This is a genomic window from Mycoplana sp. MJR14 (assembly GCF_029210525.1).
In the GTDB taxonomy this organism is placed as follows: domain Bacteria; phylum Pseudomonadota; class Alphaproteobacteria; order Rhizobiales; family Rhizobiaceae; genus Mycoplana.
The window spans coordinates 382445-397557 of record NZ_JARGEO010000001.1; the positions used below are offsets into that span (position 1 = coordinate 382445).

12 protein-coding genes and 1 pseudogene are annotated in these 15113 nt (G+C 59.5%); 5 read left to right on the forward strand and 8 right to left on the reverse strand.

What is annotated here, in order from left to right:
- Window positions 1–85: 85 nt before the first annotated feature.
- Together P0086_RS01880 and P0086_RS01885 are read left to right on the forward strand one after the other, a co-directional pair.
- Entirely contained in the window at window positions 86–1114 is a 1029-nt protein-coding gene (locus P0086_RS01880) for a D-cysteine desulfhydrase family protein (protein WP_275782209.1), read from the forward strand.
- Window positions 1115–1146: 32 nt separating this feature from the next.
- The gene (locus P0086_RS01885; protein WP_275782210.1) at window positions 1147–1740 is read left to right on the forward strand and encodes an NADPH-dependent FMN reductase; all 594 of its coding nucleotides are present in this window, start codon (window positions 1147–1149) and stop codon (window positions 1738–1740) included.
- A gap of 128 nt (window positions 1741–1868) precedes the next feature.
- Here P0086_RS01885 and P0086_RS25270 read toward each other — a convergent pair.
- The 4 genes and pseudogenes from P0086_RS25270 to P0086_RS01900 all read right to left on the reverse strand — a co-directional run.
- Window positions 1869–2051, reverse strand: a pseudogene (locus tag P0086_RS25270) (hypothetical protein); the annotation flags it as partial.
- A gap of 128 nt (window positions 2052–2179) precedes the next feature.
- Complete coding sequence (locus tag P0086_RS01890) at window positions 2180–3166, reverse strand: enoyl-CoA hydratase/isomerase family protein (protein WP_275782211.1); 987 nt, start codon at window positions 3164–3166, stop codon at window positions 2180–2182.
- A 34-nt stretch (window positions 3167–3200) separates the two neighbouring features.
- Window positions 3201–3671: a RidA family protein gene (locus tag P0086_RS01895; protein ID WP_275782212.1), complete on the reverse strand. Its 471-nt coding sequence runs from the start codon at window positions 3669–3671 to the stop codon at window positions 3201–3203.
- Window positions 3665–4390 carry an SDR family oxidoreductase gene (locus P0086_RS01900; protein ID WP_275782213.1) on the reverse strand — a complete coding sequence of 242 codons (726 nt, stop codon included), beginning with the start codon at window positions 4388–4390 and terminating at the stop codon, window positions 3665–3667. The genes P0086_RS01895 and P0086_RS01900 overlap by 7 nt, the downstream gene beginning before the upstream one ends.
- Before the next feature lie 264 nt (window positions 4391–4654).
- On the opposite strand from P0086_RS01900, the gene P0086_RS01905 reads away from it, so the two are divergent.
- A complete protein-coding gene (locus P0086_RS01905; RefSeq protein ID WP_275782773.1) occupies window positions 4655–5749 on the forward strand; it encodes a nitronate monooxygenase family protein in 1095 nt (364 codons plus the stop codon).
- A 161-nt stretch (window positions 5750–5910) separates the two neighbouring features.
- Window positions 5911–7122, forward strand: coding sequence for a YbfB/YjiJ family MFS transporter (locus P0086_RS01910; RefSeq protein WP_275782214.1), 1212 nt, complete (start codon window positions 5911–5913; stop codon window positions 7120–7122).
- On the opposite strand, the gene P0086_RS01915 is transcribed toward P0086_RS01910, so the two are convergent.
- Entirely contained in the window at window positions 7119–7799 is a 681-nt protein-coding gene (locus P0086_RS01915; RefSeq protein ID WP_275782215.1) for a response regulator, read from the reverse strand. The two genes, P0086_RS01910 and P0086_RS01915, sit on opposite strands and share 4 nt — an antisense overlap.
- 537 nt (window positions 7800–8336) lie before the next feature.
- Here P0086_RS01915 and P0086_RS01920 point away from each other — a divergent pair.
- Window positions 8337–8801 carry a nuclear transport factor 2 family protein gene (locus P0086_RS01920; RefSeq protein ID WP_275782216.1) on the forward strand — a complete coding sequence of 155 codons (465 nt, stop codon included), beginning with the start codon at window positions 8337–8339 and terminating at the stop codon, window positions 8799–8801.
- A gap of 653 nt (window positions 8802–9454) precedes the next feature.
- Here P0086_RS01920 and P0086_RS01925 read toward each other — a convergent pair.
- The 3 genes from P0086_RS01925 to P0086_RS01935 all read right to left on the reverse strand — a co-directional run bounded on the left by P0086_RS01925 (window position 9455) and on the right by P0086_RS01935 (window position 15055).
- Entirely contained in the window at window positions 9455–10495 is a 1041-nt protein-coding gene (locus P0086_RS01925; RefSeq protein WP_275782217.1) for an alpha/beta hydrolase, read from the reverse strand.
- A 705-nt stretch (window positions 10496–11200) separates the two neighbouring features.
- Window positions 11201–12724 carry an aldehyde dehydrogenase (NADP(+)) gene (locus P0086_RS01930; RefSeq protein WP_275782218.1) on the reverse strand — a complete coding sequence of 508 codons (1524 nt, stop codon included), beginning with the start codon at window positions 12722–12724 and terminating at the stop codon, window positions 11201–11203.
- Window positions 12725–12736: 12 nt separating this feature from the next.
- Window positions 12737–15055, reverse strand: a complete 2319-nt coding sequence (locus P0086_RS01935) for an FdhF/YdeP family oxidoreductase (protein WP_275782219.1) — start codon at window positions 15053–15055, stop codon at window positions 12737–12739.
- Window positions 15056–15113 lie beyond the last annotated feature (58 nt).

The following is a 15113-nucleotide window of genomic DNA, read 5'->3' on the forward strand; positions in this document are numbered from 1 at the left end:
GCGAACTGTTGGCTGCCGTATTGTGGGCCTGACTTTCACCAACAGCACGGCAGCCGCAAGACCATTTAATTCGAGGGTGATCCTAATGACCGACCGTGATCCTTTGCGCAGCCTTCCTCGCGAGCGTCTCATCAATGGCCCAACTCCCATCCAGCGCTTGGCACGGCTCGAAGAAATCCTGGGCAACCGGAGCCGAGGCGTGTCCATATGGGCGAAGAGGGATGATCTCATGGAGCTCGGCGGCGGAGGCAACAAGCTCCGCAAGCTCGAGTTTCTCATAGGGCAGGCGAAGAAGGAGGGATACGACACTCTCGTCGTGACAGGGGGCGTACAGTCCAACTTTGCACGCTTGGCCGCCGCAGCTTGCGCACGGACGGGGCTCGCGTGTGAGCTAGTACTTGCCCAGATGGTTCCCCGCGACACCGAGATATACCAGGCCAACGGCAATGTGCTCCTCGATCGCCTGTTCGGCGCGCGTGTTCATATCCTGAATCCGGGAGACGATGCCGGCGCCTATGCGACCCGCCGGGTCCAGGAGATCGATAAAACGGGTCGGAGAGCATTCGTTGCGCCGCTCGGCGGTTCCACGACAGTCGGCTGCCTCGGCTATGTCGACTGCGCCTTCGAACTGGCTCGGCAATCCGCCGAGATCGGCGTTAGATTCGATCAGATCGCCATTCCCAATGGAAGCGGCGGCATGCACGCAGGATTAGCCGCCGGCTTGATAATCGCAGGTTTACATCCCTCGCTGATCGCCGCGCACACGGTGCTCTCGCCAGCAGAGAAGTGCCTGTCCGCGACCGCGGAAAAGATCGACGCGGTTCTTCAGTTCCTGTCGGTCGATGCAAGAGTAGCATCGACCGATCTCCGGGTAAGCGGGGCCGAACTGGGAGACGGATACGGGCTCCCCACGCACAGCATGATCGACGCGGTTGGGCTCCTTGCCAGATCCGAAGGCCTGCTCCTGGATCCAGTCTACGGCGGCAAGGCTTTCGCTGGCTTGCTGTCCGACATTGAAAGCGGAGCAGTCGCTCCGCAGTCGAGCGTTCTCTTCATCATGACCGGGGGCTCCCCGGGTCTCTACGCGTACGCCGACGCCTTCACTACACCGTAATTGCCAACGGACCCACAGCCAGAGAGGTTAGCATGTCCCAGAAACCGAAAATCGCCCTTATCATTGGCTCAACCCGGGCCACCCGGTTTGCCGACAAACCAGCACAATGGATGCTCAAGCAGGCCGAGCAACGCGGCGATATCGACGTCGAAGTTGTCGATCTCCGTGATCACCCGCTGCCGTTCTTCGATGAGGTGGCATCGAACGCATGGGCGCCGAGCAAGAGCCCGGAAGCAGTCCGCTGGCAGGAAACAGTGGGGCGCTACGACGGCTACATCTTCGTGGTTTCCGAATACAATCGCTCGATCACCGGCGTTCTGAAGAACGCGCTCGATCAGGCTTATGTAGAGTGGGGCCGCAAGCCTTTCAGTGCCATCGCTTACGGAAGCATGGGCGGCTCACGCGCCCTCGAGCATTTGCGCGGTATCGGCGTCGAGCTGCAGATGGTCTCGACGCACGCCGCAGTGCATATCGGCGCGGGCGATTTCTTCGCGACTTCTCCGCTTGGTGGCAACAAGCCGATCGAGGAGATCGAGGAGAATCTCCTGCCGTCGGCAAAAATGGCGCTTGATGAGTTGGTCTGGTGGGCAAAGGCCACGATGGCAGCTAAGGCCGTAGCGGCGTAGCCGACGATGGCAGCAGAAGTCGGGGGGCTGTGCATGGTCCCACGACCCAATCCACGCTCGCAATGTTGCGCGTCAGGTCGGTTCGACGAGGTCGTCAGGCTCCTTCCAGCGAGGACGGCCGAGCAGTGTCATAGTTTGCTGCGGTCCGTGAACGGGAATGTCGTTCCTGGAGAAGGGTAATTTGACTTCGCCCAAAGCGGACCGTTGTGCTTCTCGATGATCGATCTGCTCACAACTAGACCAATTCTCATGCCATCGGGCTTCGTGGTGCAGAACGCGTCGAACAAGCGACTCTTCTCTATTCGGGCGAAGCCAACTCCGGACGCGGATAGTGGTCCGGCTTGGCAAGCCTGTCAAAATCACGGAGAGTCGTGGAAAGTTGCTGTGGCGCCCGCGCAACCTGCCGGGATGCCGGGACAATGCGCGGGCGCCCCTCGGCCTATTTTTCGGCCAAGGTTCCGGTGTAGTGGCCGAGCCGAGTCTCGATATCCGGGTTGGTCTGCAGCCCCATCTCCATCAGGCGGCCGATTTTCTGCTGTGCAACGGGTCGCTGGACCGAGGAGATGAATGCATCCCACCCGGCTCCGATTTCAGGATCCGAGGGAAGGCTGGCGAAGTCGACGAGACGCTTGGTGTCGGCGATGGCCTGCCGATCGAAGCCGGAAATCCGCGTGGCGAGCGCATCAACGAATGGATCAAGCCTGTCGTCGTCAAACGAGCGGTTGACGTAGCCGTACTCCTCGGCGAGGTCGCCGTTAACGTCGTCGGACCCCAGGAGGACTTCAAGCGCGCGTCCGCGTCCCATCAGTCGCGGGAGGCGAGCCATCGGTCCGCCGCCCGGAACGAACCCGGAGCCAACTTCCCATTGCGACAGGATCGCCTTCTCCCTGCTTGCAAACCGCATGTCGCTGGCGAGCGCAAGTTCGCTGCCGACCCCGGTCGCCCGGCCGCGGATCAGCGCGATCGAGACGACAGGGGCCTTGCTGATGCGAACCAGCATGTCGGGCAGGGGGTGCAGGCCAGTCCGGCCAGAGGGGAGGCCGGTGGATTCGGCGAGCGGAGGCGTGAAGTTGTAGTGCGTGAGGAAGAAACCAGGCACGGCGCTGTCGAATACAACGACCTTGAGGTCGGGATCGGTTTCGATCTCCGCGACAACCTTCTCCATCTGCGGAATCGTTTCCGGACCGAAAATGTTGAACGGCGGGTTGTCGAAAGTGACACGCCAGTAGGCCGGCGTTCGCTTCTCGACCCGGATTTGCGGCCGTTCGCTGTCCGGCTGCGCCTTGTTGTCCGCGGCCCGATCGGTCTTTTCCGCGACTATAGTCTGTCCGGAAAGCGCTAGCGCGGGAAGCATCAGCAACGTCGCCGCAGTCAGGAATGTCGATGAGATTGCGATGCCTGTCGATCTATGTGGTCTAATTTTCATAACTGCCTCCATTGGGTGTTGGGATAAAGCAGAGCTAGGACTCGATCTCGAGTACGAGTTCGACCTCAACCGGCATCCCAAGCGGTATGCTTGAGACTCCGAGCACGATGCGGGGTGGGATGCGTTTCTCGCCGAAGATGGAGAGCAAAAGCTCGGATGCTCCGTCCGCCACTTTGGGATGCTCGCGAAAATCGTCGGGTGTGGCAATGTAGACGCCAAGCTTGGCTACCGTCCGTATGCGGTCCAAGGATCCAAGATGCGATCTTGCCGCAGCCAGTCCGCTTAGGCAGGCGGTTCTCGCGGCGTCGTAGCCCTCGGCGACCGAGAGTTCATTGCCCACGCGTCCCAAGTATTGTGGCACGTGCCCGACGACCGGGAGCATCCCGCTGAGGAACAGCATCGAGCCGACCTGAACCACCTCCACATATGCGCCGAAAGGCGTTGGAGGTGGAGGGATGACCAACGCCGTCTCGCGCACTCGGGCCTCAGCGCTAGGGGCTACCATTTTCCAAGATGTGCGCCGTTGTCGACGTGCAGCACCTCCCCGGTAATGTTGGACGATTCCGTGAGATAGACGACCCCGTCTACGATTTCCTGGACCGCGGTGATGGTCCCCATCGGCGACAAGGATCGAAGGTGGTCTCTGGAACCAGTTGCGTGGAGCGGCGTGTCGACGACCCCAGGCGAAACCGCATTCACGCGAATGTTGTCGCTCGCGAACTCCAGTGCGAGGCTCTTGGTGATCGCATTCAGTCCGCCCTTGGTGATCATAGGCAGGGATGCCTTCACGCCGGCTATCGGGTGATCGGTCAGCGACGACGTGATGGTTACGATGCTTCCACCTGATCTTTGCCGGAGCATCTGTCCGACAGCGTGCTTCGTAAAGTGAATGAATCCTTCGACATTGGTCGCGGAGAGGCGGCGGAAGTCTTCGATCGTGTAGTCGAGAAATGACTTGGTGAAGAAGACGCCAGCATTGTTGACGAGCGCATCAATGGAGCCGAACTGTCCAACGGCTACTTGTGAGACACGCTCAGCCGTTTCCGGGTCACCGACGTCTCCATCGACAAGTTCCAGCCTGCCAGTGCGGTTGAAAGAAGATGCCTCACTGATCCGCCGCGACGTTCCCACCACATTCCAGCCCTTATCGAGGAATGTCTTAACGAGCCCGGCACCGATGCCTTGCGATGCTCCGGTAATCACCACCGTCTTGTGCACACTCATTCGTGCTGCCTCCATTTGCTTGCACCCCAGGTACTCCCGCCAGCGGCAAGGCGCTGTGGTATCGCTCTATTGAAAGTTCACGGGCTGCCCCCGGGGGCGGCCGCCGGCAACCTTCGCGCTGATGGGCTTGCACGCGCTATTGTACGAAGGTGTCTCCGATACCTTTGGATCGGTCGGGGATCTTGAAGCACACCAAGGTGCAATAGACCGTGGCCAGCTATCGCGCTAAGCCTCGGCATGCAGTGCATCGAAATGGAGACCGATATGAGCGCCTGGCTGGACCGAAGAATCCTTGATCTCCTTGGCATCGAGCTTCCCATCATCCAGGCTCCAATGGCCGGAGCGACAACCGCGGAGATGGTGATTGCCGCTTCCAATGCTGGCGGCCTCGGCTCGCTTCCCAGTGCACAGTATTCAGTTTCACAGTTGCGTGAGGAGCTTCAGCGGATCAGCGCAGCAACGACGAGGGCGATCAATGTGAACTTCTTCAGCCATGTGACGCCCGATGCCGACCCCGTTGGACAGATGAGATGGCGATCAGTTCTGGCACCGTATTATGTAGAATATGGCATCGATCCGGCTGCTCCAGTCAGTGGCCCTGGTCGCGCGCCATTCGACGAAAAATTCTGCGAGGTTGTCGAAGAGTTCCGCCCCAAGGTGGTGAGCTTTCATTTCGGCCTACCGGATCGGCGACTTGTTGATCGCGTAAAGGCCACTGGAGCCAAGGTGCTGTCCTCGGCAACCACAGTTGCCGAAGCCACCTGGCTCGAGATGAATGGCGTTGACGCGGTCATCGCGATGGGCTTCGAAGCAGGTGGCCATCGCGGAAATTTTCTGACGCAGGACATGAGCACCCAAGTCGGAACTATGGCACTCGTTCCCCAGGTCGTCGACGCGGTCAAGGTTCCAGTGATTGCCGCAGGGGGAATCGCGGACGGCAGGGGAGTTGCTGCGGCCCTGATGCTTGGCGCGTCCGCGGTTCAGGCCGGCACTGCGTACCTCCTTACGCCGGAGGCCAAAATACCCGCACTGCATTCCAAGGCTCTCAAGGACGCTGGCGACGCCAGTACGGCGATCACCAATGTCTTCACCGGGCGGCCCGCCCGCGGCGTGGTGAATCGGCTGATGCGAGAGCTTGGTCCGCTTTCCGACGTGGCGCCAGCGTTTCCGACGGCGGGTGCAGCCGTCGCCGCCATTCGCGCGAAGGCGGAAGCAACGGGCCACGACGACTTCACGAACCTTTGGGCAGGCCAGGCGGTGAAGTTAGCGAAACAACTTCCTGCAGGGGAGCTGACACGGCAACTTTTCCAGGACGCTATGGCAGTTCTGGAAGCAGCTTTGACAGCGCATCGACTGTAGCGTTACGCGGTGGAGAGCCCACCGCAGGTCGGCAGTTCAACGCAGGCGAACGAGTAACTATTTCGGGGCGGCAGACATCCTGCCGCCCGCTCGGGAAGCAAGCCGACAGGCCCAACTACGTCACCTCATCATTGAAACCGTCTAGCGCCGGAGGAATTGGCATGTCTCGGCGAGTAACCGAACAACTCACAGTCGTTCTCGCAGGATCCGCTTCCCTTGCAATTGCCATGGGGGTCGGACGCTTTGCCTTCACTCCGATCTTGCCGATGATGCTGCACGACGGAACGGTCGATCTCGTTCTTGCAGGTCGGCTCGCCACCGCAAACTACGTCGGCTACTTGGTCGGCGCTCTGGCGGCAATGCTGATGCCAAAGCTGTGGCATCAGACGATGGTCATCAGGGCTGCTCTCGTGCTAACCGTTGGGCTTACCGCCCTGATGGCGCTTCCGTTCCCTGCGACATGGATGGCGCTAAGGTTTCTGGCGGGTGTCGCTTCCGCGATCGGTTTCGTCTTCACGTCAGGCTGGTGCTTGGCGAAGCTTTCCGGATCGTCAAGCTCGATCGGCAGCGCGATCTTCACTGGGCCCGGAGCTGGGATTGCTGTGTCCGGCCTGGCTGCCAGCGCCATGACCGCATTGAGCTTTACGGGGCAATGGGGCTGGGTGACATTTGCTTTCTTGTCCGCTGCGATCAGCGCACTCATCTGGCGTGTCTTTCGAAAGCCGTCGAGAGCTGTTGAGCCTTTCTATGTTGGTAATGCAGGATTGCCATCGGGGAGAGTTCCGCGAAGCGAGATGCCTATGTTTTCCTTGGCCTACGGGCTTGCCGGTTTTGGGTACATTGTAACCGCAACGTACTTGCCGGTGATCGCAAAGAACGCGATACCGAACTCTCCCTTGCTGACCGCCTTCTGGCCACTGTTCGGAATAGCCGCCGTTGTCGGCTCTCTTCTGGCATCGCGTGCGAGAACGAGTGCGGATGCGCGCCTGTATCTTGTCGGCTCGTACCTCGTTCAGGCCGCAGGCGTGGCGGTGTCAGTGATCTGGCAGAATGCAGTCGGCCTCGGCCTCAGCAGCATTCTGGTCGGTGTGCCCTTCACGGCAATCAGCTACTTCGCTATGAATGAGGTACGGCGAATTCGATCGAACCACCACGCCCGCTACATGGGGCTACTGACGGCTGTGTTCGCTATCGGGCAGATCATGGGCCCGCCCGTCGTGGGAATGATCTTTGCCCGCCAGTCAAATGCTGACAGCGCCTTCGCGCTTGCTCTGGGCATCGCAAGCGTTAGCCTGGTCGTGGGAGCCGTGATCCTCGTGGCCATGATCGTGATGTTTCCTGTCAAGGTCCATCATCGGTCGCAGGAACGCTAGTGGACCTCTCTGCCGTCCTCAATGCGAAGCTTCGCCGCCATGTTCACAAGATCCGGCAGTGACCGGGCGCTCATTTTGCGCATGACCTGGCCACGATGCGCCTTGACCGTGATTTCGCTAATATCGAGTTCGAAAGCGACCTGCTTGTTCAAAAGACCCTTCGCCACGCGGGACATGACCTCGCGCTCTCGCGGGGTGAGGGCGTCGTAGCTGCGTTGAAGCCGCATCAACTCTTCTTCATCGCGAATGAGCACCTGGCTCCGCGCAAGGGCCGACTGTATAGCCTCGAGAAGCGCCTCGGCGTCGATCGGCTTCGTCAAAAAATCGAGAGCTCCGCCCTTCAGAGCCTTTACGGTCATGGGGACGTCGCCGAAGCCCGATACGAATATGATTGGCGTGCGGCTACCACTCTGAGTGATCATGGATTGAAGATCCAAGCCGTTGAGGTCGGGCATGTTCACGTCCAGGACAAGGCAGCTTGGTCCCGCAATCGGGGTCCCAGCCAGGAATGCCTGTGCAGAGTCGAAAAGAACTGGCCGCCACCCCGCAGAACCAATCAAAAGCTCCAAAGATTCTCGAACTGAAATATCATCGTCAACCACGAACACCGTCGGCCCGCCGATGGTGTTCAAGGGCGAGTTAGTCGCGTGAGTCATCGCCGAGATCATCCGGTACATGTGCTGCCTCCTTGAAGAGGGCGCAAAGCTCATTGAGTGCAGACTATATCACGAGTAGCTACGGACGATACTGCCCGATGGTAATATCCCGCCGCCTCTCGACGCAGAGCATGAGAGTTTCTGGCCGAAAATCCATTGTACGATGGTATCGGCATTGGGTCCCGCCCTCTCTCCACGACACCATCGTACAATGGCATGCGGGCGATCTCGTGAGCATGCTGAAAAGGTCGATCGAGCGTGCCGCCTCTGCCTATGGAGTTCGCTTCTGCTCGCCAATGACCGGACAAGACGCCGAACGTCTTCAACGGGAGATAACGATGAGCAAGATCTTGGTGGTTCTGACTTGCATGATGAACTTGGTTACACGGACCGGACCGAAGATGATCTCAGGGCACTTGGGGGCCACAATAAGAAGACAGGAGACTAGGAGGGTTTCACAATCGTTGATAGCCACCTGATCACGAGCCAGAATCCTGCTTCATCGACGGCGGCAGTGCAATCGCTGCTCGCTTTGGTCTGATCCCCATGAGGTCGAAAATGCAGACACATCTCGTCGAGATAAGTGGCACCGAACCTAGGGCCGGAGATGGTAGTCCCCTCGATGCCCTGATCGAGTTCTACCGGGCTTTCAACGCGGGCGATCTCAAAGGGCTTGAATCCGTCTGGGTCGAAGGGGAAGCCCCAAGCATGGACAACCCCATCGGCGGCATTCGTCGCGGTTGGGGAACGATCGCAGAGGGGTATTCCAAACTCTTCAGCGGTCCCGCAAAGGTCCATGTCACCTTCCATGACTTCAGCAGCCAGGGAGGGAGCGAGTGGCACCTCTTTGTCGGCAGGGAACGTGGGACCTGTATCACCGCGGATGACAAGCTGGAAATCGCGTTTAGAACCACCCGGTGGTTCATCAGGCAAGACGACGCCTGGCGGCAGCTACACCATCATGGTTCGGTTGAGGACGCGGATATGCTTCGAGAGTATCAACGGTTGATCTTTGGCCGGTAACTCGCGGGCGCGGTGGTGCAGATCGCCGCTCCTCATGGCCGTTCCGTGGCGTATCTTCCGGGTCACGTCCGCGCAGGGGTAGCCAGCGTTTATTGCCAAGCAGCATGCGGCTGGTCTTGTATCTTCAACCCAATGCCCGTCACGAATCCGGGAAGATGACCGCCTTTGTCTCAAGAAACGTTTCGAGACCCTCGGGACCGCCCTCCCGGCCTCGTTTGGCGTTCATTTTCGAACTCGTAGGTCAGGGCGAGTCCTGCGAAGTAAAGCAACCGCGCTATGGCCAAAGGCGACAGTCGATTGGTGAGGGCAATGGGCGCACCCACCTGCGCGGTCCACAGTTTGGCAAACAGCGACATCCGACGTTCAAGCGCTCCGGCAAGCGCGGTCATCGCCGCTGCGCGCTCGCTCGGCTGGGCCCGGGGCCAAAGTCCGCGTTCGAAAGCGTTTGCCGCAGAGGCAATCGTCAGATCGATCTCACCTGTCGTTGCGAGGGGTACCTCGGTCAATAACTTGCCGTCTCCGGGACCGACGATCTTCTTTGCTTGTGTCCCGGAAGCCCGAACCCAGTGCCCCGCCTATGAAAAAGCTATCAAGGATACGTGGGGGATACTCGCGGCTTAGATCGATCACGGGAATGTCCTCTTTCGCTCGGGCTAGGCCCAGGTGTCGGCGTCGAGCACCGCTTGCGCGAATGCTGTCGGAGCCTCTTGAGGCAGGTTGTGACCGATGCCACCGGATATCTGGCGGTGCTCGTATCTTCCCTTGAACTTCCCCGCATATGCCTTGGGGTCCGGATGCGGTGCGCCATTGGCGTCACCCTCCATCGTGATCGTCGGGACGGGGATTTCCGGAGCCGTGGCGAGCTTTGTCTCGTACTTGTCGAACCGCTTCTCTCCGTCGGTCAGGCCCAGCCGCCATCGATAGTTATGGGTTACGATCTCGACGTGATCCGGATTGACGAAGGCGGCCGCGCTTTGATCGAATGTGGCATCGTCGAAGTCCCACCGCGGGGAGGCAAGCTTCCAGATCAGCTTCGCGAAATCGTTCGTGTATTTCGCGTAGCCTTGACGTCCTCTGTCAGTGGCGAAGTAGTACTGGTACCACCATTGCAGTTCAGCGGATGGGGGAAGGGGATTCTTTCCGGTTGCCTGGCTTCCGATCAGATAGCCGCTGACGGAGACCAGGGCCTTGCACCGCTCGGGCCAGAGCGCAGCGACGATGTCAGCAGTGCGAGCTCCCCAATCGAATCCTGCGACGGTGGCCCGATCGATTTTGAGGGCGTCCATTAGTTTGATGGTGTCGATGGCGAGCGCTGACTGCTGCCCATTGCGTTTCGTCTTCTCGGACAGAAACGTGGTGCCGCCATATCCGCGAAGAAACGGGGTGATGACGCGGTGCCCCTGTGCTGCCAGGATCGGCGCAACTTCGGCGAAACTGTTGATGTCGTACGGCCACCCGTGAAGGAGGATCACGGGGGATCCGTCCTGCGGGCCGATCGCTGAATAGGCGACCTTGAGATCGCCGGCCTCGATGGTTTCGCTTGCGGTCAAGGGAACGGAGTTCTTTTGACCGCCACTGGCCTGCTCTGCGCGAACAGTTCCAGCGATGGCGCCAAAGAGTCCGGCGGCGGTAAGACCTAGAGCCGCGCCGCTAAGGGAGCGGCGTGTCATGTTGGCGATCTCGATGTTGCTCATGGTTGTGTTCTCCAAGGATATCGCGAAGGCAGGTGTGTGCGATCGCGGCTGTCTACGCACTATCTGGGACATTGGAGGGATCGCCCGCTTGCCGCTACTGAACGAAGGTGTTGGGGATACGAAGGTATCGGCGATACCTATGTGCAATGCCGGACGAGACGGCATTGGACTTACTCATTCCTCAACGGTGGCCAACGCACGGTTAGGAGATGACGATGTCGCATGACTACAGGCCCTCGGGTTCCTTGTTCCCCGGTTTCGTGATCCTGGTGGCGATTGCTGCTCTGGTCATTGCGTTGGTGGCCGTGAAGGAGCCGACGAAGGCCGCCCGGGTTTGGGTTCCCGGGGTCTCTGCTGGCGCACATACCCCGAGCCACGCAGCGGTCCCGAAGTGCGAAACCACATGCAGATCGATCGATCCAGCGTAGCACAGGTCGGTTGGCGCAAATGTGTGATAGGTTTTCAGCAGGTGGGCGGCCGCTCGGCACAGAAGAAATCTCGATTATGCGCGGACTTCTACGCGAATACTGCTCTCTGCGCCGATGCGACAGACAAGGTGATATCGCCGAGGATGCCGCCCGGTACCTTGTAACCCTTTATCAGAGTGGCTTAGGTAACGAGGACGAACTCAGGCGGCGGCTTTTCGAGAACTGGTGCTAGGCTGGCTGCCTGCAAATCGAGACGGCCAGCCGCGGTGCAGGCAGGTTAGCGAAGAGCGGCAGGCAGAAGCGCCACGGCGAAGTCCTGGTACGACACGGGCCTGAGGAAGCGGTAGATAGCCAGAGTGCCGACGGAGGTTGACCTTCCGTCCGCCGTTGCTGGATACGGACCTCCGTGAACCATCGCTGGTGAAACCTCGACCCCCGTACCAAACCCGTTGACCAGAAGTCGCCCCGCAAGCAGCTCCAGCTTCGGCACCAGTCCACGAGCCAAAGACTCATCCTCTTCGCTGATCTGAAGCGCGATCGTGAGTTGCCCTTCCAGGGCATCAAGGACCCGCTCAAGCTGTTCAAAGTCCTTGCAGCGGACAACAAGACCCGCAGCTCCGAATACCTCGTCTTGAAGTTCATGATGAGCGAGGAATGCATCTGCGGACGTCTCAAACAGAGCAGCCGTTCCTTCGAATCGGCTTCCTGCCTTTCCGGAGGCGACTGCCCGCACTTCCGCATGCGCTTTCAGCTTGGCAACCCCATCGCAGTATGCCTTTGCGATGGACGGGGTCAGCATCGCCTGCGCGTCGATCTGCGGAAGCAACTTCGCCGCGGTATCGACGAAAATGTCCAATGCTTCACCGTCGATCGCTAGCAATAAACCGGGATTGGTGCAGAACTGCCCGGCGCCGAGGACAAGAGCGTCCACGAAGGTTGACGCGATATCGACTGCACGGTTCTTAAGCGCTCCCGGAAACAGGATTACCGGATTGATGCTGCTCATCTCGGCATAGACGGGGATTGGCTGCTTCCGCCTCGAAGCTATCTCCATCAGCGCCGTTCCGCCTCGTCGGGAGCCAGTGAAGCCGACCGCGCAAATCCTTGGATCGGCGACCAATTTCTGACCGACCTCAAACCCTGTGTCGAAAAGCAAGGAGAAGGTTCCCGGATGCAGCCCAGCACGCGCGACTGCGCGTTGGACTGCTCGGCCGACGAGTTCCGAGGTTCCGGGATGTGCCGAATGTGCCTTGACGACGACCGGACAGCCAGCCGCCAGAGCGGAGGCCGTATCGCCGCCGGCGACCGAGAAGGCGAGCGGAAAGTTGGAGGCGCCGAACACCGCCACCGGGCCGAGCGGAACGTTTCTCAACCGGAGGTCAGGCTTGGGCAAGGGTTTGCGGGTCGGGTCCGCGCGATCGAACCGCAGTTCCTGGAAGCGCCCGTCACGGACTTCCGTTGCGAACAGCCGAAGTTGTCCAAGGGTTCGGGCGCGTTCACCTTCCAGCCTTGCGCGCGATAGGCCCGTCTCAGCCATCGCTCTCACGATAAGGTCGTCACCAATGCGCTCAACCTCTTCTGCGACGGTGTCCAAAAATTCCGCCCGGCGATCGAGCTCGGTCTCCCGATAAACGCTGAAGGCCGCCCATGCCTGGCTTGCAGCGTGCTCGACGTCTTCAGCGGTTGCGCCGCCGAACGAGACAGGAAGAGGCTCTCCAGTGGCAGCCGCAATTCCGTGAAAATTGCCATTGGTGCCGCGTTTTTCCGATCCTGCGATGAGCAGACTGCCATTCAATGTCATAGTCGAATTTCCCTATTGGATTTCGGGGCTTGATATAGGAAGCCGCGTTGTCCGTTTCACCACCACTGGCACCCCCTTGTATGAGGGTGTCCCTGATTGCCGATCGAAATGGGAAAGCGACATCACCGTGTTCATTTCAGGGTAATAGCCCGCGACCGAGCCTATCGGAATGTCATATGCCACGGCTGTTAGGCCGCTGATCGTGTGGGATTGCTGATCGCCAATAAGGCCTTGGACTTCAATCTGATCACCATCGGCGAGGCCCCGGCGGGCCAGGTCTTCGGCATTCATGAAGACCACGTCGCGGCGACCGAAAACCCCACGGTAGCGGTCGTCGAGGCCGTAGACCGTCGTGTTGTATTGATCGTGGCTACGGATCGTCGTCAGGACAAGCGCTTGTATTCCGGCGAGCGCCTGATCTTCTCGAAGGCCAGGGGCGGTCAGGAAGTTTGCTTTGCCGTTCGCTGTATTCCAGCGACGGAACGAGGCGGCAACGTCAAGTCGGAAACCGCCCGGGTTGCGAACCCGCGTATTGAAGTCCGAGAAATCGGGAAAAACCACCTCGATCTTGTCACGGATGCGATCATAATCGTCGATCAAGCCATCCCAGTCTATCCCGTGGCGACTGCCCAACGTGGCCTTGGCTATTCCAGCGATAATGGCTGGTTCAGATCGGACCAGGTCACCGGGCGGCTTCAGAAAGCCTCTGGAGGCATGAACCATCGACATTGAGTCCTCGACGGTGACCGCCTGAGGACCCGAAGCCTGGGTATCGAGGTCTGTCCTTCCAAAACACGGCAGGATCAGCGATGTCTTTGCGACAAGGAGGTGGGAGCGGTTCAGTTTCGTCGCGATGTGAATGACGAAATCCAGATTCCGCATCCCTGCAAATGTTGCCTTATGGTCAGACATCGCGACTGCAAGGTTTCCACCGAGACAGACCAACGCTTTGGAGCGGCCAGCGATGATAGCTTCGATAGCTTCTACTGCATTGTGTCCCTTGTCTCCCCGGGGCCTGAATCCGAAGGCCCGCTCGATGCCGTCCAGGAGGGCCTTGTTCGGCATCTCAGTGATACCGACAGTGCGGTCTCCCTGAACATTGGAGTGGCCGCGGATCGGCGCGATGCCTGCGCCTTGACGGCCAATGTTCCCACGCAGCATGAGCAGGTTGGCGATCTGCTGGACGTTCGAGGTGCCCTTCGCGTGTTGTGTGATACCCATTCCGTAGCAGACAATGACATTGTTTGCGTACGCATAGACCGCCGCCGCGCTTTCGATTGCTTCTTGTGACAATCCGCTTGCCGAGATGATTTCTTCCCAACTGGTAGCCGCGATGTCAGCCTCGAGGGCTTCAATCCCCAGCGTGTGCTCCGCAATGAACAAGCGATCCAATACGCCTGGCCCTCCGCCGCTCAGACTTTCAGCGTCAAGTGAAAATACAGCCTTCATGATCCCCTTGAGAGCAGCAAGATCACCGCCAACCCGCACCTGATAATATGCGGAAGCGATGCGGGTCGAGGAAAGCGTCACCATTTCGATCGGGTCTTGCGGCGCCGCGAAGCGCTCCAGCGCACGCTCCTTCAATGGATTGAAAACGATGATTGGCACACCGCGGCGTGAGGCTGCATGAAGGGTAGACATCATTCGCGGATGATTGGTGCCGGGATTGTGCCCAAAGCTGAAGATCGCATCGGCATGGTCGAAATCTTCGAGCGTTACGGTGCCCTTGCCCACCCCGATAGATTTGGGTAGCCCGACGCTGGTGGCTTCGTGGCACATGTTCGAGCAGTCTGGAAAGTTGTTGGTCCCGTACGCGCGAGCGAATAGTTGATATAGGAAGGCCGCCTCGTTGGAAGCTCTTCCCGATGTGTAGAACTCCGCCTGATCGGGGTCATCAAGCTTGTTGAGTTCGGCGGCTGCGAGTGCAAATGCCTCGTCCCACGCGATCGGCTCGTAATGGCCGGTCGCGGCATTGTAGCGCAGCGGCATTGTCAATCGTCCCGCATCTTCGAGCTGGTGATCGGACCACTCCCATAATTCCGAGACCATGTGCTGCCGGAAGAAGTCAGAATCTGTCCGTTTCGCGGTCGACTCCCAGGTGATTGCTTTGGCGCCGTTCTCGCAGAATTCGAAGGAGGAGGTGTGCTTGGGGTCTGGCCAGGCACATCCAGGGCAGTCGAAGCCGTCGGGCTGGTTTGCCTTCAGAAGAGTTCTGCTGCCTTGAGCAACGACCTGCTGATGCGCGAGTGTCTTCGCTACCGCTTTCAAGGCATCCCAGCCTCCAGCGGGGTGATCGTATGGCTCAATTCCTTCCGGACGTCGGTTCGTCATCACGGGCTCCTTGCATGGCGTTGTAGGTGGCTGGTGGCGTGAGCTACGATGGCGATCT

Excerpts from the sequence above, each read along its gene's own strand:
- P0086_RS01880 (WP_275782209.1), top strand. The coding sequence starts at position 86 with ATGACCGACCGTGATCCTTTGCGCAGCCTTCCTCGCGAGCGTCTCATC.
- P0086_RS01905 (WP_275782773.1), top strand. The coding sequence starts at position 4,655 with ATGAGCGCCTGGCTGGACCGAAGAATCCTTGATCTCCTTGGCATCGAG.
- P0086_RS01895 (WP_275782212.1), bottom strand. The coding sequence starts at position 3,671 with ATGGTAGCCCCTAGCGCTGAGGCCCGAGTGCGCGAGACGGCGTTGGTC.
- P0086_RS01925 (WP_275782217.1), bottom strand. The coding sequence starts at position 10,495 with ATGAGCAACATCGAGATCGCCAACATGACACGCCGCTCCCTTAGCGGC.
- P0086_RS01885 (WP_275782210.1), top strand. The coding sequence starts at position 1,147 with ATGTCCCAGAAACCGAAAATCGCCCTTATCATTGGCTCAACCCGGGCC.
- P0086_RS01915 (WP_275782215.1), bottom strand. The coding sequence starts at position 7,799 with ATGTACCGGATGATCTCGGCGATGACTCACGCGACTAACTCGCCCTTG.
- P0086_RS01910 (WP_275782214.1), top strand. The coding sequence starts at position 5,911 with ATGTCTCGGCGAGTAACCGAACAACTCACAGTCGTTCTCGCAGGATCC.
- P0086_RS01890 (WP_275782211.1), bottom strand. The coding sequence starts at position 3,166 with ATGAAAATTAGACCACATAGATCGACAGGCATCGCAATCTCATCGACA.
- P0086_RS01900 (WP_275782213.1), bottom strand. The coding sequence starts at position 4,390 with ATGAGTGTGCACAAGACGGTGGTGATTACCGGAGCATCGCAAGGCATC.
- P0086_RS01930 (WP_275782218.1), bottom strand. The coding sequence starts at position 12,724 with ATGACATTGAATGGCAGTCTGCTCATCGCAGGATCGGAAAAACGCGGC.
- P0086_RS01935 (WP_275782219.1), bottom strand. The coding sequence starts at position 15,055 with ATGACGAACCGACGTCCGGAAGGAATTGAGCCATACGATCACCCCGCT.
- P0086_RS01920 (WP_275782216.1), top strand. The coding sequence starts at position 8,337 with ATGCAGACACATCTCGTCGAGATAAGTGGCACCGAACCTAGGGCCGGA.